The sequence below is a fragment of the Brevundimonas sp. 374 genome (assembly GCF_900102995.1).
Lineage (GTDB): Bacteria > Pseudomonadota > Alphaproteobacteria > Caulobacterales > Caulobacteraceae > Brevundimonas > Brevundimonas vesicularis_C.
Window position 1 is genome coordinate 143,944 of sequence record NZ_FNKT01000003.1, and the last position, 26,880, is coordinate 170,823.

At 66.7% G+C, this 26,880-nt stretch carries 29 protein-coding genes; 15 read left to right on the forward strand and 14 right to left on the reverse strand.

All coding sequences use genetic code 11. The features are described 5' to 3' along the window. Positions 1-19: 19 nt before the first annotated feature. Positions 20-1,804, reverse strand: a complete 1,785-nt coding sequence (locus BLR19_RS10960) for a glycoside hydrolase family 15 protein (RefSeq protein WP_091750826.1) — start codon at positions 1,802-1,804, stop codon at positions 20-22. 4 nt (positions 1,805-1,808) lie between these two features. Then, positions 1,809-2,537, reverse strand: a complete 729-nt coding sequence (gene otsB / locus BLR19_RS10965; protein ID WP_017504969.1) for a trehalose-phosphatase — start codon at positions 2,535-2,537, stop codon at positions 1,809-1,811. Between the two features lie 198 nt (positions 2,538-2,735). Here otsB and BLR19_RS10970 point away from each other — a divergent pair, with 198 nt between their 5' ends. Genes BLR19_RS10970 through truA form a run of 9 tightly spaced genes read left to right on the forward strand, consistent with a single transcriptional unit; the run spans position 2,736 to position 9,838 of the window. Continuing rightward, complete coding sequence (locus BLR19_RS10970) at positions 2,736-3,728, forward strand: KpsF/GutQ family sugar-phosphate isomerase (protein WP_039243922.1); 993 nt, start codon at positions 2,736-2,738, stop codon at positions 3,726-3,728. 1 nt (position 3,729) lies between these two features. Beyond that, positions 3,730-5,013 (forward strand): glycosyltransferase family 4 protein, encoded by a 1,284-nt coding sequence (locus tag BLR19_RS10975; RefSeq protein WP_091750829.1) that lies wholly within the window; start codon positions 3,730-3,732, stop codon positions 5,011-5,013. Positions 5,014-5,043: 30 nt separating this feature from the next. After that, the gene (locus BLR19_RS10980) at positions 5,044-6,216 is read left to right on the forward strand and encodes a polysaccharide biosynthesis/export family protein (protein WP_091750832.1); all 1,173 of its coding nucleotides are present in this window, start codon (positions 5,044-5,046) and stop codon (positions 6,214-6,216) included. Between the two features lie 4 nt (positions 6,217-6,220). Then, positions 6,221-6,799 carry a hypothetical protein gene (locus BLR19_RS10985; RefSeq protein ID WP_091750836.1) on the forward strand — a complete coding sequence of 193 codons (579 nt, stop codon included), beginning with the start codon at positions 6,221-6,223 and terminating at the stop codon, positions 6,797-6,799. A 32-nt stretch (positions 6,800-6,831) separates the two neighbouring features. Further along, positions 6,832-7,233, forward strand: coding sequence for an acyl-CoA thioesterase (locus BLR19_RS10990; protein ID WP_055807512.1), 402 nt, complete (start codon positions 6,832-6,834; stop codon positions 7,231-7,233). A gap of 57 nt (positions 7,234-7,290) precedes the next feature. Further along, positions 7,291-7,866, forward strand: coding sequence for a peptide deformylase (def, locus tag BLR19_RS10995; protein WP_091750839.1), 576 nt, complete (start codon positions 7,291-7,293; stop codon positions 7,864-7,866). After that, positions 7,866-8,144 (forward strand): hypothetical protein, encoded by a 279-nt coding sequence (locus BLR19_RS11000; RefSeq protein ID WP_255366604.1) that lies wholly within the window; start codon positions 7,866-7,868, stop codon positions 8,142-8,144. The genes def and BLR19_RS11000 overlap by 1 nt, the downstream gene beginning before the upstream one ends. Before the next feature lie 27 nt (positions 8,145-8,171). Then, on the forward strand, positions 8,172-9,095 hold the full coding sequence (fmt, locus tag BLR19_RS11005) for a methionyl-tRNA formyltransferase (protein WP_091750842.1): 924 nt from the start codon (positions 8,172-8,174) through the stop codon (positions 9,093-9,095). Continuing rightward, complete coding sequence (gene truA / locus BLR19_RS11010; protein WP_091750846.1) at positions 9,095-9,838, forward strand: tRNA pseudouridine(38-40) synthase TruA; 744 nt, start codon at positions 9,095-9,097, stop codon at positions 9,836-9,838. Before fmt ends, truA begins: the two co-directional genes overlap by 1 nt. A gap of 10 nt (positions 9,839-9,848) precedes the next feature. On the opposite strand, the gene BLR19_RS11015 is transcribed toward truA, so the two are convergent. From BLR19_RS11015 to BLR19_RS11030, 4 genes are all read right to left on the reverse strand, one after another. Next, the gene (locus BLR19_RS11015; RefSeq protein ID WP_091750849.1) at positions 9,849-10,892 is read right to left on the reverse strand and encodes an aspartate-semialdehyde dehydrogenase; all 1,044 of its coding nucleotides are present in this window, start codon (positions 10,890-10,892) and stop codon (positions 9,849-9,851) included. Between the two features lie 329 nt (positions 10,893-11,221). Then, on the reverse strand, positions 11,222-12,439 hold the full coding sequence (gene fabB / locus BLR19_RS11020; RefSeq protein ID WP_017504958.1) for a beta-ketoacyl-ACP synthase I: 1,218 nt from the start codon (positions 12,437-12,439) through the stop codon (positions 11,222-11,224). Positions 12,440-12,505: 66 nt separating this feature from the next. After that, entirely contained in the window at positions 12,506-13,039 is a 534-nt protein-coding gene (gene fabA / locus BLR19_RS11025) for a 3-hydroxyacyl-[acyl-carrier-protein] dehydratase FabA (RefSeq protein ID WP_055754351.1), read from the reverse strand. A 69-nt stretch (positions 13,040-13,108) separates the two neighbouring features. After that, a complete protein-coding gene (locus BLR19_RS11030; protein WP_255366605.1) occupies positions 13,109-13,681 on the reverse strand; it encodes an SH3 domain-containing protein in 573 nt (190 codons plus the stop codon). Positions 13,682-13,748: 67 nt separating this feature from the next. Between BLR19_RS11030 and BLR19_RS11035 the strand changes: the two genes are divergently transcribed. After that, a complete protein-coding gene (locus BLR19_RS11035) occupies positions 13,749-14,735 on the forward strand; it encodes a 2-hydroxyacid dehydrogenase (RefSeq protein ID WP_091750852.1) in 987 nt (328 codons plus the stop codon). Here the strand turns inward: BLR19_RS11035 and BLR19_RS11040 are convergent. Beyond that, positions 14,732-15,940 (reverse strand): DUF6880 family protein, encoded by a 1,209-nt coding sequence (locus tag BLR19_RS11040; protein ID WP_091750855.1) that lies wholly within the window; start codon positions 15,938-15,940, stop codon positions 14,732-14,734. The genes BLR19_RS11035 and BLR19_RS11040 overlap by 4 nt on opposite strands. A 119-nt stretch (positions 15,941-16,059) precedes the next feature. Here BLR19_RS11040 and BLR19_RS11045 point away from each other — a divergent pair, with 119 nt between their 5' ends. Beyond that, positions 16,060-16,326 (forward strand): hypothetical protein, encoded by a 267-nt coding sequence (locus BLR19_RS11045; RefSeq protein ID WP_091750858.1) that lies wholly within the window; start codon positions 16,060-16,062, stop codon positions 16,324-16,326. 3 nt (positions 16,327-16,329) lie between these two features. Here BLR19_RS11045 and BLR19_RS11050 read toward each other — a convergent pair whose 3' ends face one another. Then, on the reverse strand, positions 16,330-17,064 hold the full coding sequence (locus BLR19_RS11050) for a HesA/MoeB/ThiF family protein (protein WP_091750862.1): 735 nt from the start codon (positions 17,062-17,064) through the stop codon (positions 16,330-16,332). Between the two features lie 54 nt (positions 17,065-17,118). Next, positions 17,119-17,586, reverse strand: a complete 468-nt coding sequence (locus tag BLR19_RS11055; RefSeq protein WP_255366609.1) for a BLUF domain-containing protein — start codon at positions 17,584-17,586, stop codon at positions 17,119-17,121. A 68-nt stretch (positions 17,587-17,654) separates the two neighbouring features. On the opposite strand from BLR19_RS11055, the gene hslV reads away from it, so the two are divergent. Further along, a complete protein-coding gene (hslV, locus tag BLR19_RS11060; RefSeq protein WP_055807483.1) occupies positions 17,655-18,215 on the forward strand; it encodes an ATP-dependent protease subunit HslV in 561 nt (186 codons plus the stop codon). A 13-nt stretch (positions 18,216-18,228) separates the two neighbouring features. Here hslV and BLR19_RS11065 read toward each other — a convergent pair whose 3' ends face one another. After that, positions 18,229-18,810, reverse strand: coding sequence for a ClpP family protease (locus BLR19_RS11065; protein WP_091750864.1), 582 nt, complete (start codon positions 18,808-18,810; stop codon positions 18,229-18,231). Then, complete coding sequence (locus BLR19_RS11070) at positions 18,810-19,016, reverse strand: hypothetical protein (protein WP_055807478.1); 207 nt, start codon at positions 19,014-19,016, stop codon at positions 18,810-18,812. The genes BLR19_RS11065 and BLR19_RS11070 overlap by 1 nt, the downstream gene beginning before the upstream one ends. A gap of 152 nt (positions 19,017-19,168) precedes the next feature. Between BLR19_RS11070 and hisS the strand changes: the two genes are divergently transcribed. Then, positions 19,169-20,659: a histidine--tRNA ligase gene (gene hisS / locus BLR19_RS11075; protein ID WP_091750867.1), complete on the forward strand. Its 1,491-nt coding sequence runs from the start codon at positions 19,169-19,171 to the stop codon at positions 20,657-20,659. A 364-nt stretch (positions 20,660-21,023) separates the two neighbouring features. Here the strand turns inward: hisS and BLR19_RS11080 are convergent, their stop codons facing one another. Continuing rightward, positions 21,024-23,147 (reverse strand): M13 family metallopeptidase, encoded by a 2,124-nt coding sequence (locus BLR19_RS11080; RefSeq protein WP_055807474.1) that lies wholly within the window; start codon positions 23,145-23,147, stop codon positions 21,024-21,026. A gap of 156 nt (positions 23,148-23,303) precedes the next feature. Here BLR19_RS11080 and BLR19_RS11085 point away from each other — a divergent pair, with 156 nt between their 5' ends. After that, the gene (locus tag BLR19_RS11085; protein WP_091750869.1) at positions 23,304-25,139 is read left to right on the forward strand and encodes a cation:proton antiporter domain-containing protein; all 1,836 of its coding nucleotides are present in this window, start codon (positions 23,304-23,306) and stop codon (positions 25,137-25,139) included. A 191-nt stretch (positions 25,140-25,330) separates the two neighbouring features. Beyond that, on the forward strand, positions 25,331-25,972 hold the full coding sequence (locus BLR19_RS11090) for a TetR/AcrR family transcriptional regulator (RefSeq protein ID WP_039243898.1): 642 nt from the start codon (positions 25,331-25,333) through the stop codon (positions 25,970-25,972). Between the two features lie 66 nt (positions 25,973-26,038). Here the strand turns inward: BLR19_RS11090 and BLR19_RS11095 are convergent, their stop codons facing one another. Together BLR19_RS11095 and BLR19_RS11100 are read right to left on the reverse strand one after the other, a co-directional pair. Then, a complete protein-coding gene (locus BLR19_RS11095; protein WP_091750872.1) occupies positions 26,039-26,620 on the reverse strand; it encodes a Smr/MutS family protein in 582 nt (193 codons plus the stop codon). Beyond that, the gene (locus tag BLR19_RS11100) at positions 26,617-26,856 is read right to left on the reverse strand and encodes a helix-turn-helix domain-containing protein (protein ID WP_017504942.1); all 240 of its coding nucleotides are present in this window, start codon (positions 26,854-26,856) and stop codon (positions 26,617-26,619) included. Before BLR19_RS11100 ends, BLR19_RS11095 begins: the two co-directional genes overlap by 4 nt. Positions 26,857-26,880 lie beyond the last annotated feature (24 nt).

Genomic DNA, 26,880 nt, shown 5'->3' on the forward strand with positions numbered 1-26,880 from the left:
CAGCCCCGGGGTCCAGACATTAACGCACATCGGTCCAGGAACGGCTCAACAGCACGGCGCAATTGATGATGCCGACCAGGGAATAGGTCTGCGGATAGTTGCCCCACAGCTCGCCATCGTCGATCGAGATGTCCTCGCTTAGAAGACCGGCGGCCGTCCGCCGGCTCAGCATCTCCTGGAAGATGGTGCGGGCTTCCTCGATGCGGCCGTTCTGGTGCAGGGCCTCGATGAACCAGAAGGTGCAGAAGTTGAAGGCCGTCTCCGGCTCGCCGAAGTCGTCCGGTTCGACATAGCGGAACAGGTGGCTGCCCTTCTTCAGGTCGCGCTCGATTGCGTCGAAAGTGGCGACCTGACGCGGATCGTGGGCGTCGAGGAAGCCGAGATCGGTCATCTGCAATAACGACGCATCCAGCTCGCGGCCGCCGAAGCTGGCGGCGAACCGGCCCTCGTCGGGCAGATAGGCCTCCGCCTCGATCCGCTGACGGATGATTTGCGCCCGCTCACGCCAGAAGGCGGCCCGATCCGGCAGATGCAGATGGTCGGCCGCCTTGGCCAGACGATCGCAGGCGGCCCAGCACATGACGGACGAATAGGTGTGGACCCGCGCAATGGTGCGGAACTCCCACAGGCCCGCGTCGGTCTGATCGTGCATGGCGAAGGCCCGCTCGCCGATCGCTTCCAGAGCGTGGAAATCCTCCAGCGTACCCGGACGCAGCAGCCGTGCGTCATAGAAGGCCTGAACCAGAGGCAGCACGATCTGTCCGTAGACGTCGTGTTGCAGATGTTCGTGCGCCTGATTGCCGATCCGCACCGGCTTCATGCCGCGGTAGCCCTCGACGCTGTCGATGATGCTCTCGCCGATTCCAGGCTCCAGGCCCACGCCATAGACCGGCTGGACATGACCGCCGGCGGAATCGTCGACCAGATTCCTCAGATAGACGAGGTAGTTCTCGAGGATGTCGACCGCACCCAACCGGTTCAGCGCCCGCACCGTGTAATAGGCGTCGCGGATCCAGCAGTAGCGATAGTCCCAGTTGCGCCCGCTCTCCTTGAACTCGGGCACCGAGGTCGTCATGGCGGCGACGATGGCGCCGGTCTCTTCATAGGCGCACAGCTTCAGCGTGATCGCCGCGCGGATCACAGCTTCCTGATAGTCGAGCGGCAGATAGAGTTTGCGCACCCAGTCCTGCCAATAGGCGACCGTGCGATCGAGTGCGCCCTGAACGCCGTGGCCGACATCCTGGTCATAGCCCTCGTCCGGGCCCAGGAAGAAGGCGTGCGACCGCTCCAGCCGGAACACGCGCTCCTCCAGCACATGCGACACGGGGCAATCGGTCGTCAGGCGGAAGGTGACGTCGGCGCACATATAGCGGATGTGGTTGGATCCGGAGGTGTGCGGCGCAAGGCGCGCGCCCCAGTCCGTCGAGGGCCGCAACCGCACACGGATACGCGGCGTGCCCGACAGGGGCCGCACGATGCGAGCGAAGGCCAGCGGCCGATAGGTGCGCGAGTGCTTTGGATGACGCGGGGCGAAGTCGATGATCTCGGCTGACGATCCGTCCTCGGCCGTCATCACCGTACGCAGAACCGGCGTATTGCGGACATAGGCCTGATCGATCGACTTCACGTCCTCCATCTCGATGGCCCAGAAGCCATGCTCGGGCGCCATGCCGTCCATCAGGGCGGAAAAGACTGGGTCGCCGTCCACCCGCGGCGCGCAGGCCCAGACGAAACGCCCCTGACGGTCGATCAGGGCGCTGACGCCGCAGTTGCCGATGGGAAACAGATCCAGATTGGGCTTCATCGGTTCAGGCCTTCGCTACGGCTTCAAGCCAGGTGAGCACAGCATCCACATCGTCCAGCCGGTATCGGGCCGCTGTTTCGCGCTCGGGGCCGACCAGCACGCCGTATCCGCCCAGCGCCGCCGCAGCCTCGAACCCGTATTCGTCGGTCAGATCGTCGCCCAGCATGACCGGGACCGCACCCTTGAACGGCGCCTCCTGCATAAAGGCCGTGACGGCCGTGCCCTTGTCGGCGCCAGGCGTCTTCAGCTCCAGCACCATATGACCGGGTTGGAGCGTCAGTCCCGTTTCGGCCTGAAGCTCGGCCGCCAGCCCCTTGGCGGCGCCGGCTTCATCCGGCGCCTGACGATAGTGCAGACCGACGGAGACGCCTTTGTCCTCGACGATCACGCCGGGGCGATCGGCGGCGAATTCCTCGAACGCATCCAGCGCCTGGGCGACGCCGGCGTCGGGCGTCTTGCGTTCAATGGAGCCGTCCTTCAGACGCCGCTCCAGGCCATGCACGCCCGAGCCCGAGACCAGGGCGTGATCGGAAATGCGGTCGATCTCGGCGATCGTGCGGCCGCTGACGATGGCGACGCGGCCCGCAAGTCGCGCCTCTACCGCCTTCAGCGCCGCCGTACGACGCGCAGTCGGCACGACGGCGTCGGGCGTCGGGGCCATTGGCGCCAGCACGCCGTCCATGTCCAGGAACAGGGCGATCCCGTCGGCGACCACGGGCGGTGTCGGGAGCAATAGCGAAGCGGCTCCGGCATGAGACGGCATTGACGATCAAACTCTTTGTTTTAGTTCCCCGGTCGGCGTAACGCGCCAGAGCGGCAAAGGTTGACCAGAAACCGACAAAGTCGTCTGAAAGGGAGGCGGCGCGCGAAACGCACTCATGGCGGATCGCGCTCGTCAACGAAGGAGAGCCCGGCTGCGGGCCAGAACACTATGACCGAGATCGCTCACTCGACCCCCGACGACATCGCCGTAATGACCGACCGCGCCCGTGAAGTCGTGCGGCTGAACATTGAAGCGCTGGAGGCGCTGGAACGCTCGATCGACGTGTCGATGGCGCGCGCGGTCGATGTCATCATGAGCCGGCCGGGCTATGTCGTCGTCACCGGCATGGGCAAGTCGGGCCATATCGGTGGCAAGATCGCCGCCACCCTGGCCTCGACCGGCACCAACGCCTTCTTCGTTCACCCCGCCGAGATGAGCCACGGCGACCTGGGGATGCTGCGTCCCGACGTGACGGTGCTAGCCATCTCCAACTCGGGCGAGAGCCGCGAACTGCGCGACCCCCTGATCTATTGCCAACGCAACGGCATTCCCGTCATCGCCATCACCCAGCGACCGGCCAGCTTCCTGGGCCGCAACGCAGCGGTCTGCCTGACCATGCCGAAGGTCGCAGAGGCCTGCCCCAACGGCTTGGCGCCCACCACCTCGACCCTGATGACCCTGGCCCTTGGCGATGCCTTGGCCATGGTGCTGATGGATCGTCGCGAGTTCACGGCCATGGACTTCGGCCTGCACCACCCCGGCGGCGCCTTGGGCATGAGCCTGCAAAGCGTGCGCGAATGGATGGGCGACAATGCCGCCGTCCCCGCTAGCGTGCCGTTGAACGCCAGCTTCGGCGATGTAGTCTCGGCCATCACCGAAGGTCGAAAGGGCGCGGTGGCCGTCCTGGACGCCGATGGCGCGCTGGCTGGCATCGTGACCGACGGCGACCTGCGCCGGGCCTTCCAGCGCGACACCACCCATCTGACAGCGGCCGATATCATGGGCGCCAACCCCATCACCGTGGATCCGGATGCGCGCATGAGCGACGTCGTCGATCTGTTGACCGCCAACAAGATCGCCAATCTGTTCGTGGTCGAGGACGGCAAACCCACGGCCATCGTCCATATCGCCGAACTGATGCAGGCCGGCTACGTCGCCTAGTATGCGCATTCTCTACGACGCCAGCCGGCTGATGAGCCGGGCCGAACGGTCGGCGCCGACGGGCGTGGACCGGGTGTGTCTGGCCTATGCCGAATGGCTGCTGGCCTCGCCCGATGTCACGACCATCCCGGTGCGTGGCCGCAAGAACCGCCTGATCGCCGTCGAGATCGGCTGGTTCCGGCGGTTCGTGGCCGATCTGCGCGCCAAATGGAACGGCGCCGCCAGCACGGCGGCCGATCTGGCGCACGAACAGCGGCTGCTCGCCGCCCTGACGGCGGAACGACGGCCGGCCGCCTCGGTGCTGTGCCCAGCGCCCGCGCCCGAGAAGGAGAAGCCCGCCGACAAGACTCGGGTTTTCAAGCAGTTCTTCCGTTCGCGCCACGTCGCCCCGCTGCCGCAGGCCGACCTGTATCTGACCGTCGGCCACACCACCCTGCACGAGCCGACGGCGTTGGAAGATCTGAAGGCCGCCGGGATCAAACGCGTCGTCCTGCTGCACGATCTGATCCCGGTCACTCACCCTGAATTCTGTCGGCCCGGCGACGGCGACAAACATCATGCGCGGGTGTCAAACACCCTGCGTCTGGCCAGCCGGATCATCGTCAACTCCGCCTATACGGGCGACGAACTTCGCGCCTTCGCCGAGCGCGAGGGCCTGCCGCTGCCACCGGTCCACGTCGCCCACCTAGGGCTAGAGCCGGCCTTCGTCGCAGGGGACGCCTTTGCGGCGCCACGCCCCTATTTCGTCCACGTCGGCACGATCGAGGCGCGCAAGAATTTGGCCTTGCTCTTGACCCTCTGGCGGCGCCTCGAAGAACGGATGGGCGATCAGACGCCGTCCCTGGTGCTGGTCGGTCGCTACGGCTGGGAGAACGAGGCGGTGCTGGATCATCTGCAGCGCTCGCCCAATCTGCAAGGGGTCGTTCACCAGGCGGCGAATCTGTCCGATGCTGTCTTGGCCAGGCTGATGCGCGGGGCCCGCGCCATACTCGCCCCTTCGTCCGTCGAAGGCTTCGACCTGCCCGCCGTAGAGGCGTGCGCCATGGGCCTGTCGCTGATCGCCTCCGACATTCCGCCGCACCACGAGTTGACGCCGAACGCCGAACTGATCGATCCGCTCGATGGCCTAGGTTGGCTGAGCGCCATCGAGCGTGCGACCAAGGCGGCGCCGATACCGCCGCCCTCCTACCAGGCGCCCTCTTGGGCCGAACATTTCCGCATCGTCGCCGACGCCATCGGCCTTCAGCCCGTTTCGCCACTGGCGAGAGCGCCCAAAGGCTTGTAATCAATCCGCGAACAAGGGCTATCCAGCTTCATGACGCGCACCATTCTGCCGCTTGCCATTGTCGCCATTCTCGGCGGCTGCTCCACCCTGCCGCGCGACGGGCCGTCAGGCGCCTCTGTCAACGCAGGGGCCACGACCGCCTCGGCTTTGGGCAGCTATGCGCTGGTGCCGCTGACCTTCGAGGCGACCGAGCGGATGAAGCAGATTCCGCCGCAGTTCTTCGGCAGCCTCGCCGCTGGATCGAGCGATCAGCCCGCTGACGTGATCGGCGAAGGCGACACCCTGGCGATCTCGATCTTCGATCCGTCAGGCGCGCTGTTCGGTGGAAGCCTGGGCTCCAGCTCTGCGTCGGGCCGTAACGCCGCAACCATGTCCGGCGGCAACCAGGCCCTTCCCGGCGCGACGGTCGATCGGTCGGGCTCGGTGACCATTCCTTTCGGGGGGCAGGTTCGCGTTCAGGGCCTGACCTCAACTCAGGCGGCGGCCGCGATCCGGCGCGCCCTGGTCGGCAAAGTCGCCAATCCGCAGGTGCTAGTGTCCATCGCCGGCAACGCCTCCAACACGGTCAACGTGCTGGGCGACGTGCGCCAGCCGGGTCGCGCGCCGCTGGGCGTCAACAGCGACCGTATCCTGGACGTGATCGCCGCGGCCGGCGGCTCCGCCCGCACGACCGACGACCTGACCATCTCGATCCAACGCGAGGGCCGCACCTACACCGCGCCCCTGTCGGCCGTGACGACAGAGTTCGGCGAGAACGTGCGTCTGCAGCGCGGCGACGTGGTCAATGTTCAGTACAAGCCCCGTCGTTTCTCGACCTTCGGCGGCCTGAACGCCGTGGCCCAGGTCGATATGCCGGCCGGTCCCGTGACCCTGACCGGCGCCCTGTCCAAGGTCGGCGGCCTAAACACCAATACGGCCAATGCGCGTCGCGTTCTGATCTTCCGTTTCGAACGTCCCGAGGTGGCCCAGGCGCTGGGCATCAACCAGCCGGCCACCCCGCGCGGCGTGCCGGTCGTCTATGAGCTGGACTTTAGCGACGCCGCCAACGTCTTCGCCGCCACCAACATGGAGGTCATGCCCGAAGACGTGATCTATGTGCCCCTGGCCGGCGCTGCGGAGATGCGCAAGTTCTTCGAGGTCGTTCAGAGCCTGACCCGCGTCGTCTATGACGTGTCGGTGACCAGCACGCTCAATAACAACTGACGTCATGGCCAGACGGCGGGCGCTGCTTTCGGGACTGTTTTCACGCAAGTCACCGGCTGCGCCCGCCGAGGACACGTTCGACCCGTTCGAGCGGCCGACCGAGCTGGCGCCGGAAGAATCCGACGCCTTGAGCCTAGCCTTGGCTGCAGTCGAAGCCGGGGCGCTGGAAATCTATGCGCAGGCCGGCCTTCCCATCCAGCCAGGCCATTATCGCCGCGATCCCGACACAGGGGACTGGATTTTTATCGCCCGCCAGATCGAGCCGTCCGAACGCTTCGCCTTGGCCCTGCGCTATCCGCCCGAACAGGGCTGGCGCTTCGCCCGGCTGGAGGATTTGGGCGCGCGGTCGGGCCGTGAAGATGTTCAGGCCGCAGCGCGTCTCATGGCCGATGTCGCGACCTTGCGGGCGTCTCGGCGCGGCGTGTTGACCCACGATCATCTCCTGACCGCCATGGAACTGGGCGCCGCCTGGCGCGCCTTGCGCGATGCACAGGCGTTTCGCACATCCCGCCTGACCCTGTCCGTGCCAGAGCCCGCGCCTCCCAAGGCGCTCAAGGGCGACAAGCCGCCAAAGCCGCGCTAGAGAGCCCGCCTCCCCAAACCGCAGGCCCTTCCATGTCCGACGCCCCCGAATATCCGCCCGAAGATCAGCCCGTCGGTCGCATCATCGCCATGCCCGCCGACACCAACCCCGAGGGCGACATCTTCGGCGGCTGGCTGCTGGCGCAGATGGACCTTGCGGGCGCGACCCCGGCGTTCGAACTGGCCTGCGGGCGTTGCGCCACCGTGGCGCTAGACGGCATGGTCTTTCACCAGCCCGTCTCGGTCGGCGACGAGGTCAGCATCTACGCCCACGTCATCGGCTCGGGCCGCACCTCCGTCCGCGTCCAGGTCGAGGCGTGGAAGCGAGCGCGGGGCCAGCCCCAGGCCGCGTCGGTGCGCGTGACCCAAGGCGTCTTCACCTATGTGGCCATCGACGAGAACCGCAAACCCCGCGCTCTGCCCGGCAAGGCGTAGAGCGCGGCAAGGGGCGCAAATCTTGACCTTGCGCCGGGGCGGGCCTACGTCCCGGCCATGGCCATTCGACGTATCCTCACCATCGACAACGCCGCCGACCTGGCGATCCTGAAGCAGGTATCCAAGCCCGTCGCGGCCGTGGACGACGCCGTCCGCGCCCTGATGGATGATATGCTGGAGACGATGTACGACGCGCCGGGCATCGGCCTGGCCGCCGTGCAGATCGGCGCCTTGGACCGCGTGATCGTCATGGACCTGGGCGACAAGGACGGCGTGGTCTGCGAGACCGAGGAAGAAGCGGCCGAGAACGCCGAGGCGCGCAAGAACCCGCGTTTCTTCGCCAACCCGGAAATCCTGTGGACCTCGGACGAGCTCTACACCTACGAAGAGGGCTGCCTGTCTATCCCCGAGTATTTCGACAAGGTGGAACGCCCGGCCCGCGTCCGCATTCGCTATCTGAACCGTGACGGTCAGCCGGTGGAGGAAGAGGCTGAGGGTCTCTACGCCGTCTGCATCCAGCACGAGATGGACCACCTTAACGGCGTGCTCTTCATCGACCATCTGTCGCGTCTCAAGCGGGACCGCGCCGTGACCAAGGTCAAGAAGGCCGCCCGCGACAGGATCGCCGCCTGATGACCAAGATCGTCCGCCCCGAACGTATAGCACGCGCCGCACGTCGCATCGCGCCGTCCATTCCGCGCGGCCGCTCGCTGATCATCGACTCCTCGGGCCGTCGTCGCCTGACGCGCAGCCAGAAGGTCGGCGTCGCCGGCGTCGCCACCCTGGCCGGCGTGGCCTTGCTGGGCGTCGTGGCGGGCCTTCTGCTGGATCGCCTGCTTGATTTCGACGACGCTCTGGACGCAGGCGGCGAATGGGACGAGGGCGGCGGCGTCTTCACCCGCTGGCAGTAAGCCGCCTAAAGTTCTAAAGGCGTGCCCATGCGCCTTGCCTTTATGGGAACTCCCGACTTCGCCGTGCCGTCCCTGGCCGAGCTCATCGCCTCGGGTCACGAGATCGTCGCCGTCTATTCGCAGCCGCCACGCCCCAAGGGCCGGGGCCAGAAGCTGACGCCGTCGCCCATCCACGCCTTCGCCGAGACCATGGGTCTGCCCGTCTTCACGCCCGAAAGCATGAAGGACGCCGAGGCGATCGACACCTTCAGAAGTCTGGATCTCGATGCGGCCTGCGTCGTGGCCTACGGTCAAATCCTGAAGACCGAGGTGCTGGAAGCGCCACGCCTGGGCTGTCTGAACCTGCATGGCTCGCTGCTGCCGCGGTGGCGCGGGGCCGCCCCGATCCAGCGGGCCATCATGGCCGGCGACAAACAGACTGGCGTCCAGATCATGCAGATGAGCCTGGGTCTGGACGAAGGCCCCATCCTGCTCAGCGAACTGATGGACATTCTGCCCGACGACACGGCCGCCAGCCTGTCCGAACGGATGGCCCATGTCGGCGCGGGCCTGTGGCCCCGCGCGCTGGCCGCCATCGACCGGGGCGGGGTCACGCCGTCCGAACAGGTCGGAGAGCCGACCTACGCCAGGAAGATCACCCCGGCCGAGGCCCGGATCGACTGGACCCACCCGGCCGCCGAGGTGGACGCCCACATCCGCGGCCTGTCGCCCTTCCCCGGCGCCTGGTTCGAGGCCCCATCAGAGGCTGGCCCCGTGCGGATCAAGGTGCTGCTGTCGGCCTTGGCGGACGGATCGGACGCGCCCGGAACCGTGCTGGACGACGCCCTGACGGTGGCCTGCGGCGACGGCGCCGTGCGTCTGATCCGCGTTCAGCGCGAGGGCAAGGCGGCGCAATCGGCTGAGGAGATGCTGCGCGGCTTTCCCCTGCCGGCCGGGACCGTGCTCGGCTGATGCCGCGCTACAAACTGACGATCGAATACGACGGCACGGCCTACAACGGCTTCCAGGCGCAGGATGGCCAACCGACGGTGCAGGGCGCGCTGGAGGCGGCCATTCACGCCTTCTCCGGCGAACGAATCCGCATCGCCGCCGCCGGCCGCACCGACACCGGGGTCCATGCGACGGCCCAGGTCATCCATGCCGATCTGAACCGCGACTGGCCCGTCGATACTGTGCTGAACGCCATGAACGCGCATCTGGTGCGCCAGGACGTCTGCGTTCTGGCGGCCGAGTATGCGCCCGATACCGACTGGCACGCCCGCTTCTCCGCCACCGGCCGGGGCTATCTGTACCGAATCCTGAACCGCCGCCCCCAGCCGGTGCTGGAGCGGGACCGGGTCTGGCACGTCAAGAAGACCCTGGACGCCGAGGCCATGCATCACGCGGCCCAGGTCCTGGTCGGTCACCATGACTTCACCACCTTCCGCGATGTCGGTTGCCAGTCCAAGTCGCCGGTCAAATCGCTGGACGTGGCGCGCGTCACTCGGTTCGGCGAGGAGGTGCATCTGGTGTTTCAGGCGCGCAGCTTCCTGCACCGCCAGGTTCGGTCCATGGCCGGCACCCTAGTCGAGGTGGGGCTGGGTCGCTGGAGCGCCCACGACGTCAAGGCCGCGCTGGAGGCGAAGGACCGCGCGCGGTGCGGCCCCGTCGCCCCCTCGGCAGGGCTCTATCTCAGCGGCGTGCGCTACGACTGAACCCAGCCGGTCAGCCGCGCTGCTGGACCAGCACCTCGGCGATCTGGACCGCGTTCAGGGCCGCGCCCTTCCTCAGATTGTCGTTAGAGACGAATAGGGCGAGACCATGCTCGACGGTCGGATCGGGGCGCACCCGGCCGACGAAGACCGGGTCCTGACCCGACGCCTCCAGCGGATTCGGCACCGCCGTCACCACCACGCCGGGCGCCTGGGCCAGCAGGTCCAGCGCCTGAGCCGCCGACAGCGGGCGCTCGAACTCAACGTTGATCGACAGCGAATGGCCGGTGAAGACCGGCACCCGCACGCAGGTGCCCGAGACCGGCAGACCGGGGATTTCCAGGATCTTGCGGCTTTCGTCGCGCAGCTTCAGCTCCTCGTCGGTATAGCCGTCTTCTCCCAGCGTATAGTTCAATGCCACCACGTTGGCCGCGATCGGCACGACCCATTTTTCGGGCGGGCCGAAGTCCACGGCCCCGCCGTCGCGGGCCAGGGCCGCGCCCTGCCCCACTGTGGCGCGCGACTGGTCCTCCAGCACGCGAATGCCCTCTATCCCGCCGCCCGAGACGGCCTGATAGGTGGAGACCGTCAGACGCTTCAGCCCCGCCGCGTCGTGCAGGGGCTTGAGCACCGGCATGGCGGCCATGGTGGTGCAGTTGGGGTTGGCGATGATGCCCTTGGGTAGATTGGCCAGGGCGTGGGGGTTCACCTCGGCGACCACCAGCGGCACTTCGGGGTCAGAGCGCCAAGCCGAAGAGTTGTCGATCACCACCGCCCCGGCGGCCGCCACCTTGGGCGCCAGGGCCTTGGACGTCTCGCCCCCCGCCGAGAAGAAGACGATGTCCAGACCGGCATAATCCGCCGTCGCCGCATCCTCGACCACGATGTCGTTGTCACCGAAGCGGATGGTCTTGCCCGCCGACCGGGCCGAGGCGAACAGGCGCAGCGAAGCCAGCGGGAAGTTCCGCTCGGCCAACAGGCCGCGCATCATCTCGCCGACCAGACCGGTGGCGCCGACGATGCCCACATGGGGCGGATTGGACGGGGAAAAGGACATTCAGGCGTCTCCTGGAAGGATGGAGGCGCGGGGTTCAGCCGGATCGACCGCCCCGCGCATCGGCGGGGCTTGAGATCGGGTTATCGCTAGACCGCGCGCGCACCCGAAACCGCCCCGCCGAAGCCGGTGGTTTTCGAGGTCATCGCTTTAATCGGGCGCTTGGTCACGGCGACGCTCTCTAAGGGTGAGAAACGGTCGTGTAAACGGGCAGTGACGAAAGAATTCACGCAAAGAGAAGGACAACGGCCCTGCACACGCAATAAAGCCGCTGCCTTAAGCCCTCCCACTCGTCATCCTCGGGCTTGACCCGAGGATGACGGGTGAAAGTTTCAGACCTTGGACAGGATCAACGTGCCGTTGGTGCCGCCGAAGCCGAAGCTGTTGGACATGACGTGGGTCAGTTCGCCGTCGTGGCGCTGGCGCAGGATCGGCATGCCTTCGAACGCCGGATCGAGATTTTCGATATGGGCGCTTTCGGCCGCGAAGCCGTTCTGCATCATCAGCAGGCAGTAGATGGCTTCCTGGGCGCCGGCCGCACCGAGCGAGTGGCCGGTCAGCGACTTGGTCGAGGAGATCATCGGCATCTGGTCTCCGAAGACGGCGCGCACGGCCTCCATCTCCTTGGCGTCGCCCACGGGCGTCGAGGTGCCGTGCGGGTTCAGATAGTCGATCTTCGGATTGCCGGCCTGTTCCAGCGCGATCTTCATGCAGCGCTGGGCGCCCTCGCCCGAGGGGGCGACCATGTCGTAGCCGTCCGCGTTGGCGCCATAGCCGGTGACTTCGGCGTAGATGGTCGCGCCGCGCGCCTTGGCCCGCTCGTATTCTTCCAGCACCACGATGCCGGCGCCGCCGGCGATGACGAAACCGTCGCGGTTGGCGTCATAGGCTCTGGAGGCGACCGACGGATTGTCGTTGAAGTCCGACGACATGGCGCCCATGGCGTCGAACATGTTGGACATGGACCAGTCGATGTCCTCGCAACCGCCGGCGAAGACCACGTCCTGCTTGCCCCACTGGATCTGTTCGACCCCGGCGCCGATGCAATGGGCCGACGTCGCGCAGGCCGAGCTGATCGAATAGTTGATGCCGCGCATCTGGAACCAGGTCGACAGCACCGCCGACGGGCCCGACGCCATCGCCTTGGGCACCGCGAACGGGCCTATGCGCTTGGGCGCGCCCTTTTCGACCGTGGTCGCGGCCGCCTGCAGGATCACCTGCGTCGAGGGGCCGCCCTCGCCGACGATCAGGCCGATCCGGTCATCCTTGATCTCGTCCGCCGTCATGCCCGAAGACTTCAGCGCCTCTTCGAAGGCGATGTGGCCCCAGGCGGTGCCGTTGGCCAGGAAGCGGGCGGCGCGACGGTCGACCAGCTCTTCCCACGGACCGATCTTGGGCGGCGCCCAGACCTGGCTGCGGAAGCCGTATTTGGCGTGGTCGGGAGCATGAACGACGCCCGAACGGGCTTCGCGCAGGGACTGGGTCACCTCCTCGGCGCCATGGCCGATGGAAGAGACGATGCCCAGGCCGGTGACGACGACACGACGCATGGTGTTTCCTTCTTGATGCTTCCTGGTCCGAGGACCGTCCGCCTTGTTCGCGGTTATATAGGGGCGTTAGCCGCCCGCCGCCTCATCCTTGGCGCCGAACAGGCCGACCCGCATGTCGTTGCAGGTGTAGATGACCTGGCCGTCGGCCTCCAGCACGCCGTCGGCGATGCCCATGACCAGCTTGCGGTTGATGACGCGCTTCAGGTTGATCTTATAGACCACCTTCTTGATGTCCGGGGTGACCTGGCCGGTGAACTTGACCTCGCCGACGCCCAGGGCGCGGCCGCGGCCGGGACCGCCGATCCAGCCCAGATAGAAGCCGACCAGCTGCCACATGGCGTCAAGGCCCAGGCAGCCCGGCATGACGGGGTCGCCGATGAAGTGGCACTGGAAGAACCAGAGGTCGGGATGGATGTCGAGTTCGGCCTCGACATAGCCCTTGCCGTGCTCTCCGCCGTCCGCATTGATCGTGGTGATGCGGTCGAACATCAGCATCGGCGGGGCGGGCAGCTGAGCGTTGCCGGGACCGAACAGCTCGCCGCGGCCCGAGGCCAGCAGGGCCTCATGATCGAAGGACGAAGGATATTGGGACTGGGTCAAGGCGCTTCCGTTTCTTGATACGTTGCGCGCGGGTTACACGACCGCGCCGCTTCGCTCAACAGCGTGCGGTCAGTTGCGACCCGTGCCCGCAGGGCGATTGGCGTTGCACAGCGCCCGCTCCTGCGTGCCGAACACGGCCCGCTGGGCCACAAAACCCTCCAGTCGTCGCGCCCGGACCTTGCACCAGCCCTCCTCACATTCGTCCAGCATCACCAGGGCGCGTGGCGACAGGCGCGCGCGCACCGACGCCGTCTCAGATCGGCCCGAGCGGATCGGCACTTCCTCGGCGGTCGTGTTGAAGACATAGCGCCGGCCCGACGACACCGTGCGGTGGATCCAGGCCACGGCCCCGTCCGGGTCGCAGATCTTGCGCCATTCCGTCGTCTCGGCGATCACCTGAACCGGCAGGCCGGCGGCCCGGTATTCCCACAGGATCGGATAATCCAGGCCCGGCCCCTGGCGCGCGCGGACGTGCGAGGACTTCAGCGAAATCCAGCGCGGCACCTCAAGCCCGGTGGGCGTCGGGCGGCCGTCGGGCATGGTCGCGCCAGCGCTGGCCATCACGCCGAGCCCGAGAATGGCTCCAACGATGGCGATGCAGCGTCGCAGGCTTTGGAAGATGGCGGCGGCTTTGCTAGACACTGATTGGAACGATCCGTCGCGCGGGCTTTGATCCGTCTGAATCGCCGCCCGCTAACCAAGGCCGAGAATGTCCCCCCGCAAGCTTAAGGTCGTATTAACCAGACGCCTGCCCGACGCGGTCGAAACGCGGATGCGCGAGTTGTTCGACGCCGAGCTGAACCTGAAGGATCAGCCGATGGACCGCGCCGCGTTGCAGGCCGCCGTCCAGCGCGCCGAGGTTCTGGTGCCCACCATCACCGACGTCATCGACGCCGACCTGATCAATGGCGCGGGCGAGCAGTTGAAGATGATCGCCAACTTCGGCGCCGGCGTAGACCATATCGACGTCGATGCGGCCGTGGCGCGCGGCATCATCGTGACCAACACGCCCGGCGTCCTGACCGAAGACACCGCCGACCTGGCCATGAGCCTGATCCTGGCCGTCAGCCGCCGCATCGTCGAGGGCGCACAGGTCGTGGCTGAAGGCCGGTTCGAGGGCTGGACCCCGACCTGGATGTGCGGACGCAAGCTTTGGGGCAAGCGGCTGGGCATCGTCGGCATGGGCCGGATCGGCCAGGCCCTGGCCCGGCGCGCCAAGGCCTTCGGGCTTCAGGTCCACTATCACAATCGCAAGCCCGTCCCGGCCCTGATCGAGGAAGAGCTTGGCGCGACCTACTGGGACGATCTGGACCAGATGCTGGCGCGGATGGACATCGTCTCGCTGAACTGTCCGGCGACGAAGGACACCCACCATCTGCTGTCGGCCGAACGCCTGACCCGGCTCCAGCCCCACGCCATCCTGATCAACACCGCGCGCGGCGAACTGATCGACGAAGCCGCCCTGGCCCAGGCGGTGGCCATGCGCGCCCTTTCCGGCGTCGGGCTGGACGTGTTCGAGAACGAGCCCGCAATCCATCATGGCCTGCTGGGCCAGTCCAATGTCGTGCTGCTGCCCCACCTGGGTTCCGCCACGCTGGAGGCGCGCCAGGACATGGGCGACCGCGTCATCGCCAATGTCATGACCTATCAGAACGGCCACCGCCCGCCTGACCGCGTCATCCCGGCAATGCTTTAGGGCGCAGCCAGCAACCGCTCGGCCGCATCGGGATATTTCTGCGCCAGCCGCGCCGCCCAGTCAGCCTTGAGCGGCAGCGGCGCAGACACCTCTCGAATGCGGCGCTCGACCAGGGCGGCGGCCTCGCGGTGTGCGGGCCAGTCCATCAGAAACCCCAGCGCCGTCTCGACGTCGGCATAGGTCGCGGCATGGGCCAGGGCGCGGTCCAGCGCCTCCACATCGTCGAAGTCGGGCAGGCGCGCCAGATAGGCCCGCAGCACTGGCGCGGACAGGTCGCGTTCGAACATCGCCCAGCGCAGGTCCTGCGCCTCGTCCTTGCGGCCCTCGGCTTCCAAAAGGTCGATCGAGGTCGCCTCCCAGGCCGGCGTCAGGACCGGCGGTCCCGCCTGCGGCGATCGCCCGAAGGTCCAGCGCCGGTTGCCCGCCGACGGTTTCAGCGCCGCCTCCAGCGCCTGACGCGCTTCCGGAATGCGATCGGCCACCAGCAGCCGCTTGGCCATCACCGCCGCAAAATCCGGCGAGCCCTGTTCCTCCGGCGTCGTCATCGACAGCCACAGGTCCAGATCGCCCGCCCGGTCGGCCAGCCGTCGCACGACCGTCCGCATACCGCGCGCGGTGGATGCAGTATCGAGACGACCCAGCAGCCTCTTGGCTAGGTCCGCCGTCAGATCGTCGCCGCCGGCCCCTATCCAGCGGGCGTATTCGAGCGGTTGTCGCGCCCCCGCCTGCGCCATCAGACCCACTGTGCTTTCGTTCGTCCGAACCACAGCCTCGGCGATCCGCCACAAATCCGGGGCCGCCGTTTCGAACGCGTCGGCCAGTTCGCCCTTCTGATCCTTGACCCGCGACGCCAGGCCGCGAAACAGATCGAACCAGCCGATCAATCGCTCCAACCCCGTCGCCGGCGCGGCCTCGGCCAAATCCTCGACGATTGCAGCCCGCAGAATCTCCAGATCGCGCAACAGGTCCGGCCGCTTTCGCCATGACACTCGCGCGCGGCTGGCCGCGATGGTCGTCAATCGCTTGTCGATTTCCAGGGCCAGCAGATCCGGCCCCGCCTCGGCCGCCATCACCAGCCTGAGCCGCCGCTTCAGGATCGCATCCGCATCCGCCGCCTGCATCAGCAGTTCGCCCAGACGCTCAGCCCCCAAGCCGCTGAGATTTGCGGCGTTCAGGCGTTTGGGCGAGGCGGGACGTCGGGCCATCAGGCCTCCTTTTCACAAGTCTGTCGGACCGAACTCACACGGCTGTCGAAAACCGCTGGCAGGGGAGGAACCGTCGTAAACGCGCTTCGTTTCCGGCGTCCTGATCGAGGAAGTGTGCGTTGGACTCCTACTACTGCATCGTCAACCTGCCCGGCGTTCCGGTGCGGGACATCTGCGTCCTCGACGCGATTAACGACACGGCGGCCAATCAGGCGGTGGAGGCGATCGCCCGCAACTGGGTCGGGTTCGAGACCCTGTATCTCTATTGCGGCGAACGTCTGGTGACGGTGCTAAGCAACCCGGCGCTGGGCTTTGCCCCGCCGCTGCCTGACTTGGATCTGGCCGACTTGGATCTGGCCGACATCCGTTTCGCGACGGCCGCCTGAGCGTCAGCCGCAGACCGGGCATTCCGGATCAGCGGCGACCCGCACGGTCCGCGCCGAGCCCGCCAGACCGTCATACAGCATCAGCCGTCCCGTCAGGGCCTCGCCCACGCCGGTGATCAGCTTGATGACCTCAAGCGCCGCCATCGACCCGATCACGCCGGTCAGAGCGCCCACGACGCCGACGCGCGCACAGGTCTCCGCATCCGGCGGGATCTCGGGCACCAGGCATTGATAGCAGGGCTGGCCCGAAAACACCCCGATCTGCCCGTTCCAGCGGCCAAGCGCGCCCGACACCAGCGGCTTGCCCGCCGCAACGCAGGCCGCATTGACCCACAGCCGGGTCTGAAAATCGTCGGTCCCGTCCAACACGATGTCGAAGGCTTCGATCCGCGCCGCCGCATTCTCGGCGTTGATCCGCTCGGTGAAGGTTTCGATCGCGACATGCGGATTGAGGGCGACCAGCCGTTCCGCCGCCGCCTCGACCTTTGACCGGCCGACCTGCGCCGTCGAAAAGGCGATCTGCCGCTGAAGGTTGGACAGGCCCACCACGTCGTCGTCAATCAGGCCCAGCGCCCCGACACCCGCCGCCGCCAGATAGAGCGCCGCCGGCGATCCCACGCCGCCCGCCCCGATGATCAGCACCCGCGCGCGCTTGATCGCCTGCTGCCCCGGCCCGCCCATTTCGGACAGGACCAGATGGCGCGCATAGCGTTCGACTTCGTCTTCGGAAAAAATCACCGCCCTATTTAGCGCCGCAGAGGTTCCGGCGCGAGGGGCCTGTCGCTTAGCGCCTCAGGCGGCCATCCGGACGTGTTCGCACGACAGCAGCTTTTCCAGACCCGCGCTGGACAGATCGCTCAGGCGCCGTCCGCGCAGAATGTCAGCGGCCTGCTGAGTGCTGAGGGCGCACAGCCGTGCCGGTTCGCGCATCCGCCGCTGCATGACGGGCCGATCATCCAGGACGCGGATGTTATGATGACGCGGGTCTTTCCAGAGGCGCGACATCAAGCGGTCCAGGTCCGCACGAGCGCCTTCAATCACCTGGGCCGCCTCGCCCTCGTGGAACAGCATGGCGCTGCCGATCTCGTCGCGGCGATTGTTTCGCTCCGACGCGCCGAGGATTTCGGCAAGCGATTGGGTCGTGTGGTTCGCGCCACCGATCATTTCACTCACGAAAACGACGCGATAAAGCAAAACCTGGCCCTCGATGTCTAATAACCGCGAAAGCGGATTGCGCCTTCTAGCTAATATTGGGGTCAAAATAAGACAGCGTTACACCAAGGCGCGACAGACTTGATGCCGGCCCCCAGCCGCGCCATCTGATCGTCATGACCCAGACCGCATCCAACTTCCCCGACTGGCACGGCACCACCATTCTGGCGGTGCGCAAGAACGGACGCACCGTGATCGCCGGCGACGGCCAGGTCTCGATGGGCCCGACCATCGTCAAGGGCGCCGCCCGCAAGGTGCGCACCTTGGCTGGCGGCAAGGTGCTGGCCGGCTTTGCCGGCGCCACGGCTGACGCCTTCACCCTGATCGAGCGGCTTGAGGCCAAGCTGGAGCAGTATCCGGATCAACTGGCGCGCGCCTGCGTCGACTTGGCCAAGGACTGGCGCACCGACCGCTATCTGCGCCGGCTGGAGGCCATGCTGCTGGTGGCGGACAAGTCGTCCATCTTCACCGTAACGGGCGTCGGCGATGTGCTGGAGCCGGAGTATGGCGTCGCCGCCGTGGGTTCGGGCGGCAACTACGCCCTGTCGGCCGCCCGCGCCCTGATCGAGGAAACCGATCTGGACGCCGAACAGGTCGCCCGCAAGGCCATGAAAATCGCGGCCGAAATCTGCGTCTACACCAACGGAAATTTGACCGTGGAAACGCTCCAGGTCTGATCCGGTGGGCGGGTCAGATCACTTCGGCGATCAGACCGCGAGCCTTTGCCTCCTGGGCCTCAACGTACCAGTTGGCAGGGGCGCGTTTCAGCACTTCCTCCATCGTCACCGACGATCCGCGCACCAGGTTCTCGAAACCCTCGTTCTGGATGGCGATGGAGTGTTCCAGCTCGTTCAGCATGGCGCGAACGGAGGCGATGCAGGTCGTCAGCGGCCCCGTGACGTGCAGTTGCGTGTCCATCTTGCGCTCGTGGATCATCACCCGGGCGCCGCGCGTCAGATAGCGGTTTTCCACCGCAAAGAAGCTCATGAAGGTGGCGCCGGCGGAATAGATCGCCGCCTTGCCCAGAAAGACCAGCCGGCGGGACGGATTGATGTCGCTTTGAAAGCGCACATCCTCGCCCATCATGCGCGCCACCTCCGGATCACCGCCCAGGGTCGACAGTTCGATGACGGTCAGCCCGGTGTCGGGCGCCTCCGCCATCTGCTGGCGGAAGCGGTCGTACATGGCGTAATCGACCGCGCCGGCGAGCAGGATACGTGGCGTATCGAAAGCTTCGGCGGTCAGAATGCCGCTCGGCGCCGCCTCGGACATTAAAGCTCAGCCGCAGAGGCGGCGTCATCACTGACCGGATAGCCTTGAGCCGACGCCCAGGACCGGGCTTCACGGATCGAGAAGAAGGCCTGGTTCTGCAAGCGGCGCGATCCGGCGTCATCGATCAGTTCGCACTCCCACCACCGGATCGTGCGGCGATCGGAGGTGTTGCAGGTGCGCGGAACGAGAAGGGCGTGGGGCGTCATGCGCCATCAACGAAAAATCCGCACAGCGGTTCCGCCGATATCAGGATTTCGTCTTTAGGAACAGACCATTGCATGGCGCCGACGGACGCTGTCTTTACGTCAGCCGCCGTGCAGAATTTGCGATCAAGGGCGCCTTGGCTTAAGCGCGCGCCATGACCGACGCCGCGCCTCCCCGCCCCCTCGCCCGCAATCCGCGCGGCTTCGCCGACAAGCGCGGCCGTGACCTGACCGCCGAGCGGCGCATCGTCGCGCGCGTGTCCGAGGTTTACGAGCGCTGGGGCTTCGAGCCGCTGGAGACGCCAGTCTTCGAATATGCCGATGCGCTGGGCAAGTTCCTGCCCGACGCCGACCGCCCTAACGAGGGCGTCTTCGCACTACAGGACGACGCCGGATCGGACGAGCCGGGCGAATGGATGGCCTTGCGCTACGACCACACCGCGCCCCTGGCCCGGTTCGCGGCACAGACCTGGGAGACCCTGCCCAAGCCGTTTCGCCGCTATGCCTATGGTCCGGTCTGGCGGAACGAGAAGCCCGGCCCCGGCCGATTCCGCGAGTTCTGGCAGTGCGACGCCGACACCGTCGGCTCGGACCGGCCCGAGGCCGACGCCGAGATCATCGCCATGGGCTGCGAAGGCCTGCACGCCGCCGGTCTGGACGCCGGCCAGGCCCAGATCCGCGTTTCGAACCGCAAGCTGTTCGACGGCCTGTTCGACGCCGGCGGCGTGACCGAGGCCGGTCAGCGACTGACGGCGCTTCGCGCCATCGACAAGTTCGACCGCCTGGGCTGGGAGGGCGTGGTCCAGCTGCTGGGCGAAGGGCGTCTGGACGACTCGGGCGACTACACCAAGGGCGCCCAGCTACCCGCCCAGGTCACGGCCGCCATCGAGGCGTTTTTGGCCTCGGCCAATACCCCCGGCCTGTCGCGGGCCGAGACGCTGGACGCCGTCGCGCGCTCCGGCGACCTCGGCGCAGCGGGCGAGGCGGCGCTGAATGAACTGGCCGCCATAGACCGGGCGCTGACGGCCATGTCGGTCGGTCAGGACGCCGTAAAGTTCGATCCGACCATCGTGCGCGGCCTGGAATATTACACCGGCGCCGTGTTCGAGGCCGAACTGCTGCTCGACACGGTTGACGACAAGGGTCGTCCCGTCCGCTTCGGCTCGATCGGCGGCGGCGGCCGCTATGACGATCTGGTCGCCCGCTTCACCGGTCAGAGCACGCCGGCGACCGGCTTCTCCTTCGGCGTCTCGCGTCTGGCCTCGGCCCTGCGCGCGGCGGGACGTGGCGCCGAGGACGCCGTGCGGGGCCCCGTGGTCATCATCGTCTTCTCCGAGGACGACATGGCTCATTATCTGACCGCCGTCGCCGAACTGCGCGCCGCCGGGATCGCCGCCGAGCTCTATCTGGGTCGCGCCGGCATGAAGGCGCAGATGAAATACGCCGACCGGCGCGGCGCCCCGGCTGTCGTCATCCTGGGCGGAGACGAGATCGCCGCCGGCGAGGTCACGATCAAGGATCTGGACGCCGGCCGCGCCGCCGCCGCCGCCATCACGGACAACGACGCCTGGAAGGCCGAACGCCCCGGCCAGATGAAGATCGCCCGCGAAGGCTTGGTCGCCGCCATAAAGTCCATTATCGAATAAGCTTCGATAATGACCCGTCCCTGAAATGGGTTATCAGTGATAAGTCGAAGAAAGTTCGACTCTTGTGAAACCGGTCGTTGACGACCGACCGGCCCTTGCGTCAAATGACCTCACTCGAGGGCAAGCGTTGCTCAAGCGCGCAGCACTCGAAGGCGTTTCGGGGAGGAAACGTCCGCTCTTTAAAGAGCGCGAAAGCCCGCTGCGATGTATCCCCCGCAGCGGGCTTTTTCGCGTCTGGAGCCCAGACAAATCATGATAAAATCTCGACAAATTCTCTATGCGACGTCGAGATCGAGCATCTGGTTCTCGATATGAAAAAGGCCGGGGCGAACCCCGGCCTTTCCATTCTCGAACAAGCGTCGCCTTACCAGAGGCGGACGCGTTCCTCGGGCGTCAGATAGTATTTCGTGCCCGGCTGAACGTCGAAGGCGTCGTACCAGGCGTCGACGTTGCGCAGCGGGCCGATGACGCGGAATTGGGCGGCCGAGTGCGGATCGGTGGCGACCTGCTGCTTCAGCGCCTCGTCGCGGTACTTCGACTGCCAGACCTGAGCCCAGCCATAGAAGAAGCGCTGGTCGCCGGTCGTTCCGTCGATCACGGGCGCCGGCTGACCGTTCAGCGACAGGTGATAGGCCTCAAGACCGACGGCCACGCCAGACGCGTCGCCGATGTTCTCGCCCATCGTCAGGCCAGGGTTGATGTGATAGCCCGCGATCGGTTCGTAGGTCGCATATTGCGCGCCCAGACGCGCCGTCAGGGCCTCGAAGTTGGCCTTGTCTTCCGGCGTCCACCAGTTGCGCAGCACGCCGTCGCCATCGGACTTGGAGCCTTGGTCGTCGAAGCCGTGGCCGATCTCGTGCCCGATCACGCCGCCGATGCCGCCATAGTTGACCGCCGCATCGCCATTCGGATCGAAGAAGGGCGGTTGCAGGATCGCGGCCGGGAAGACGATCTCGTTGTTGGCCGAGTTGTAGTAGGCGTTGACGGTCTGCGGGGTCATGCCCCACTCCGACTTGTCGACCGGCTCGTTCAGACGGGCCAGATCATAGTTCCACTCGAACAGGCCGCGGCGTTCGGCGTTGCCGACCAGGTCGTTCGCACGAATGTCCAGGCCGGAGTAGTCGCGCCACTTGTCGGGATAGCCGATCTTGACGGTGAACTTGCGCAGCTTCTCCTGCGCCGCCGCCTTGGTCTCGGTCCCCATCCAGGTCAGGTTGTCGATCCGGTGCGAAAGGGCGGTGCGCAGATTGGCGACCAGCTCTTCCATCTTGGCCTTGGATTCGGCGGGGAAATACTGGGCGACGTAGAGCCGGCCCGTGGCCTCGCCCAGCGATCCTTCGGCAAAGGAGATCGCGCGCTTTTCGCGGGTGCGCTGCTCAGGCTGACCCGACAGATCGCGCGAACGGAACTCCCATTGGGCGTCGGCGAAGCGTTTGGACATAAGCGGCGCCATGTCGTCGGCGGTGTGGAAGGCCTGCCAAGCCTGCAGCAGTTCGACCGGCGTCTCGGCGTAGATGGCCGCGATCTTGGGCATGGCCGTATCCTGACGCACGATCAGGCGCGGCACGCCACCCAGCTTGGCCGCATCGTAATAGGCCTGCCATGCGAAGCCCGGCGCGTCCTCGGCCAGTTTGGCGATGGTGAACTCGTTGTAGGTCCGGTCGCGGTTGCGGTTCTCGACCGGGGTCCAGTGGGCCTCGGCGATCTTGGTTTCCAGCGCGACGATCTGGGCGGCGGTCTCGGTTGGGTTGGTCCAGCCGATCATCTCCAGCATCCGGCCGACATAGGCCTGATACTTCTCTTTCTTGTCGGCGAAACGGGCGTCCAGATAATAGTCGCGGTTCGGCAGGCCGATGCCCGACTGGCCCGTCGAGACGACGTAGCGGGTCGGTTGCTTGGAATCGATCGTGATGCCGGTGCCGAAGAAGGACGAGCCGAAGCGGCCGGCCGTCTGGCCCATATAGACGGCCATCTTGTCGTGGCTGTCGGCGGCGCGGATCGCGGCCAGATAGGGTTGCAGCGGCTGGGCGTCCAGCTGCTCGATGCGCGCCTCGTCGATGTAGGAGCGATAGGCGTCAGCGACCTTGGCCTCATCCGATCCGGGCGCCAGGTCGGTGCGGTTGGCCAGGCCCAGCACCAGTTCCTTCATGCGGTTGTCCGACAGTTCGCGCAGCAGGGCGAACGAGCCATAGCTGGTGCGGTCCGACGGAATGACCAGCTTTTCCAGCGCCTTGCCGTTGGCGTATTGGAAGAAGTCGTCGCCCGGCTTCACCGAGGTGTCACGGCCGGCCATGTCGAAGCCCCAGGTTCCGTAGCGGGGCGCCTCTGTCCCCTGCCAGCCGGCTGCCGTCTCTTCGCCCGAGAACAGCGAAACGATGGTGCAGGCGTCGTCGATGCAGGCGTGGTCGTGACCGATATCCTGAGCCAGAACCGTGCTGGCGGGCAGAAGAAGGGCGCCGACAGCGGCCCCGATAAGCAGACGTTTCATCACTATGTCCCTGTTCCCACCCGGCATTTGGATGGTTCGGCGCAGACCCTAGTCCGGCGAGGGGGGGTGTCGCCTTAAAAAAAGTTCATGATTCCGATGCGGCCTCTCGCCACAGCGCCGGGATCAGGGTCAGATACGCCGACGCGAGGAGGGCGGATGCACGGTCAGGGCGGCGACTATAAGGATCTGGTGGTCTTTCTGGCGGCTGCCGGCGTCATCGTACCCCTGGTCAATCGGCTGAAGGTCAGCCCCGTCCTGGGCTTCCTCGCTGCGGGCGTTTTGCTGGGGCCGGACGGCCTGGGCCGGTTCGCGCAAAGCCTTCCCTGGCTGTCGTGGCTGACCATCGGCGATCCGGGCCAGTTGGCGCAGCTGTCAGAACTGGGCGTCGCCTTCCTGCTGTTCATGATCGGTCTGGAGCTGTCGTGGGAGCGGTTGCGCGCCATGCGTCGACTCGTGTTCGGCCTGGGGCTGATGCAGGTCGTCGTCTGCACCGCCGTGCTGGCGGGCGGCTTCATGCTGATGGGACAGACCTTGGCCAGCGCCGTCGTGTTGGGCATGGGCCTCGCCCTATCCTCGACGGCCGTGGTCATGCCCGTACTGGCCGAGCGGGGGCGGCTGAAGGGGACGGTCGGCCGTTCCACCTTCGCCATCCTGCTGGCTCAGGATCTGTCGGTCGCCCCGATCCTAATCACCGTCACCGTCCTGGCGGCGCTGGCCCAGCAGGGCGGCGCGCTGGATCCGGCCATTCTGGGGCGCGCCCTATTCACCCTGGTTCCGGCCGCCATCGGCCTGGGTCTGATGGTGCTGCTCGGGCGGGTGGTGCTGCGGCCGATGTTCCGATCGGTGGCCAAGGCGCGCAAGGCCGACCAGGGCGGCGAACTGTTCGTCGCTGCCTCCCTGCTGGTGGTGGTCGGCGCAGGTCTCGCCGCCCAGGCCAGCGGCCTGTCGATGAGCATCGGCGCGCTTCTGGCCGGCGTGCTGCTGGCCGAGACCGAGTTCCGGCGCGAAGTCGAGGTTTCCATCGAACCGTTCAAGGGGCTTTTGCTGGGCGTCTTCTTCGTCGGTGTCGGCCTGGGTCTGGACCTGGACGCCATCGCCGCCGATCCGGTCGGCGTCTTCGGCCTGGCCCTGACCCTGACGGTCGTGAAGACCGGCGTCATCTTCAGCCTGGCGCGTTTCTGGGGCCTGGGCGCCCGCCCGGCGCTGGAGACGGCGCTCGTTCTGGCGCCGGCGGGCGAATTCGCCTTCGTGGTCTTCGCCACCGGCCTGGTCGAGGGCCTCGTACCGCCGCAGTTGACCAACACCGTGGCCCTGTCGGCGACCGTCAGCATCTTTTCGATCCCCCTGCTCGCCCTGCTGGGCCAGAAGCTCGCGCGCAAGTCGACCGCCGCAGGCCAGCCTGTCGAGCTTCCAAAGCTGGAGGCGGCCGACGGCGCGGTCATCATCGTCGGCTTCGGGCGCGTCGGCCGTTTGATCGGGGAAATGCTGAAGGCGCACGATCAGCCCTTCATCGCCTTGGACACCGATGCGGGCGCCGTCGCTGCGGGCCGACGTGACGGATTCGATGTCTTCTATGGCGATGCGGGGCGGCGCGAGATGCTCCAGCACTGCGGCGTCCAGTCCACCCGCGCCCTGATCGTCACCATGGACGCGCCGACGAAAGTGGACGAGGTGGTCACTACGGCGCGGTCGATGCGCGACGACCTGATCCTGATCGCCCGCGCTCGCGACGATCAGCACGCCATTCGGCTGTATGGACTGGGCGTCACCGACGCCGTGCCGGAGACGACCGAGGCCAGTCTGCAGCTGGCCGAAAACACACTTGTCGATCTGGGCGTGCCCATGGGCCTGGTGCTCGCCTCGGTCCACGAACGTCGCGATCAGTTTCGCAAGGCCTTCCAGTCGGCCATCCCGATCGAGCGTCGCAATCGGCCCAGCCGCGCACTGCGCCGCACGCTGCGCCCGGCGCGGGTCGACCCCGCGCCGGAGTAAGGGAAGCCCCTTACAGACCGTCGCCGGACCCATTTTCGTCATGGTTCCGTGATGCAAGCGCGCCTCTCCATGACTGCATCTGCGGAGCAGAAGCGCCCTTTCGGTTCGATCCAAGGGCTCAGATATTCATTCGAGGTCGCTGCCGGGCCCGCCCCGACCAGAAACCGAAAGTAGAGTAAAAGCCTGATTATATGACAGATACCGTCGCCTCCCTCGCTGTCGAGCCCCGCTTGAACCGCCGCCAGGCCGCCAAGATCCGCACGCGACAAAAGGTTCTGGACGCCGCCCGCTCGCTCTTCGCCGAGCGCGGCTATGAGCCCGCCACGATCCGCGACATCGCCAAGGGCGCGGGCATGTCCACCGGCGCCGTCTTCGCCAACTTCCAGGACAAGGCCGAACTGTTCGAAGCGGTCTTGACCGAGGATATGACGCGTCTGGCCGAGGTGGTCGAGGCCGCGGCGCCTGAAGGCGAGCCCGTCCGCCAGCGCCTCGTCAGCGCGCTGAGCGCCGGCTATCACTCGTCGCTGGACCAACTGCCCCTGTTCCAGGCCATCGTGGCCCGCTCGTGGTTCCAGCCCCTGGCCGCCGAAATGCGCGCCCGCGCCGCGACCAAAAACCTGCTGCTCGCCATCAGCAACATCCTTCAGGATGCGGTGGCCAAGGGCGAACTGTCCAAGGACGCCGACAGCCGTCTGCTGGTCGAGCTGATCTGGGACGCCTATCTGTCGAACTATCGCCGCGCCGCCTATGACGAATGGGACGCGCAGGCTTTGTCGGATCATATGGGCAAGCAGATCGACGTGATCCTGGCCGGCGCCATCGCCGCCAAATAGGCCAGAGCAAAGCCGCTTTTCGAAAGGCCGGGTCCGCCAGCGCGGGCCCGGCCTTTTTCGTGAGCGTCAGGTTCGGCGTTTCAGGGTGACGTAGAAGGCGCCGTTTCCGCCATGCTTCTGGTGGGCGATGGTGAAGCCCGACACCACGCCGCGCAGTGCCGACGAATGCATCCATTCCGCAAAGGCCGAACGGATCACCCCGCCGCCCATCCGACCCTGACCGGTGATGACCAGCACCGCCCGCATTCCGCGCGCCTGGCACGATGTGAGGAAGCCTCGAAGCTGATCCTCAGCCTCGAACCGGCCGAAGCCATGCAGGTCGATGCGCGCCTCGATGGGATCGCGTTCGCGCGACAGCCGCTGCTTGCGGCGCGGCTCCAGATCCTCGGGCGCGGGCTTGGGCTTGTTCGGCGAGGGTCGCTTTTCCGCCGGCGGCGCGCCAGCGGTGCGTTTGGGAGACGCCTTGACCAGGGGGCGCGGGCGCTCGATCGGCGTCACCACGATCTCGGGCGGCGTTTCGGCGCCGGGCGTGACGCGGACTGCCTTGCGCGTCCTCGGCGTCACGACCGATCCGGCGACGCGAGTCCAGATGCGACGGTCTTCGGGCGTCAGTCCGTTTTCGTCACGGCTCGGGCCCTTTCGCCTCATGCCTCGCCGTCGTCCTCGATGGTGTCGCCTGGACCAGGCTCGTGCGCCAGCAAGTCACCGGGCTGGCAGTCCAACTCGCGGCACAGGGCGTCCAGGGTCGAGAACCGAACCGCGCGCGCCTTGCCCGTCTTCAGGATCGACAGGTTCGCCACCGTCACCCCGACCCGGTCGGCGAGTTCGGTCAACGACATGCGGCGTTCCACGAGGACGCGGTCGAGCTGGACGCGGATGGCCATGCGCAAATCCTACTTCGAAACGGC

Bases quoted from the DNA above. Each gene is read 5' to 3' on its own strand.
- truA (WP_091750846.1), top strand. From the start codon at position 9,095: ATGCCGCGCTACAAACTGACGATCGAATACGACGGCACGGCCTACAAC.
- hisS (WP_091750867.1), top strand. From the start codon at position 19,169: ATGACCGACGCCGCGCCTCCCCGCCCCCTCGCCCGCAATCCGCGCGGC.
- BLR19_RS10985 (WP_091750836.1), top strand. From the start codon at position 6,221: ATGGCCAGACGGCGGGCGCTGCTTTCGGGACTGTTTTCACGCAAGTCA.
- BLR19_RS11070 (WP_055807478.1), bottom strand. From the start codon at position 19,016: ATGACGCCCCACGCCCTTCTCGTTCCGCGCACCTGCAACACCTCCGAT.
- fabB (WP_017504958.1), bottom strand. From the start codon at position 12,439: ATGCGTCGTGTCGTCGTCACCGGCCTGGGCATCGTCTCTTCCATCGGC.
- BLR19_RS11040 (WP_091750855.1), bottom strand. From the start codon at position 15,940: ATGGCCCGACGTCCCGCCTCGCCCAAACGCCTGAACGCCGCAAATCTC.
- BLR19_RS10990 (WP_055807512.1), top strand. From the start codon at position 6,832: ATGTCCGACGCCCCCGAATATCCGCCCGAAGATCAGCCCGTCGGTCGC.
- BLR19_RS11095 (WP_091750872.1), bottom strand. From the start codon at position 26,620: ATGAGGCGAAAGGGCCCGAGCCGTGACGAAAACGGACTGACGCCCGAA.
- BLR19_RS11090 (WP_039243898.1), top strand. From the start codon at position 25,331: ATGACAGATACCGTCGCCTCCCTCGCTGTCGAGCCCCGCTTGAACCGC.
- BLR19_RS10975 (WP_091750829.1), top strand. From the start codon at position 3,730: ATGCGCATTCTCTACGACGCCAGCCGGCTGATGAGCCGGGCCGAACGG.
- fmt (WP_091750842.1), top strand. From the start codon at position 8,172: ATGCGCCTTGCCTTTATGGGAACTCCCGACTTCGCCGTGCCGTCCCTG.
- def (WP_091750839.1), top strand. From the start codon at position 7,291: ATGGCCATTCGACGTATCCTCACCATCGACAACGCCGCCGACCTGGCG.
- BLR19_RS10970 (WP_039243922.1), top strand. From the start codon at position 2,736: ATGACCGAGATCGCTCACTCGACCCCCGACGACATCGCCGTAATGACC.
- BLR19_RS11100 (WP_017504942.1), bottom strand. From the start codon at position 26,856: ATGGCCATCCGCGTCCAGCTCGACCGCGTCCTCGTGGAACGCCGCATG.
- hslV (WP_055807483.1), top strand. From the start codon at position 17,655: ATGACCCAGACCGCATCCAACTTCCCCGACTGGCACGGCACCACCATT.
- BLR19_RS11080 (WP_055807474.1), bottom strand. From the start codon at position 23,147: ATGAAACGTCTGCTTATCGGGGCCGCTGTCGGCGCCCTTCTTCTGCCC.
- BLR19_RS11085 (WP_091750869.1), top strand. From the start codon at position 23,304: ATGCACGGTCAGGGCGGCGACTATAAGGATCTGGTGGTCTTTCTGGCG.
- BLR19_RS11015 (WP_091750849.1), bottom strand. From the start codon at position 10,892: ATGTCCTTTTCCCCGTCCAATCCGCCCCATGTGGGCATCGTCGGCGCC.
- BLR19_RS11000 (WP_255366604.1), top strand. From the start codon at position 7,866: ATGACCAAGATCGTCCGCCCCGAACGTATAGCACGCGCCGCACGTCGC.
- BLR19_RS10980 (WP_091750832.1), top strand. From the start codon at position 5,044: ATGACGCGCACCATTCTGCCGCTTGCCATTGTCGCCATTCTCGGCGGC.
- BLR19_RS11065 (WP_091750864.1), bottom strand. From the start codon at position 18,810: ATGTCCGAGGCGGCGCCGAGCGGCATTCTGACCGCCGAAGCTTTCGAT.
- BLR19_RS10960 (WP_091750826.1), bottom strand. From the start codon at position 1,804: ATGAAGCCCAATCTGGATCTGTTTCCCATCGGCAACTGCGGCGTCAGC.
- BLR19_RS11035 (WP_091750852.1), top strand. From the start codon at position 13,749: ATGTCCCCCCGCAAGCTTAAGGTCGTATTAACCAGACGCCTGCCCGAC.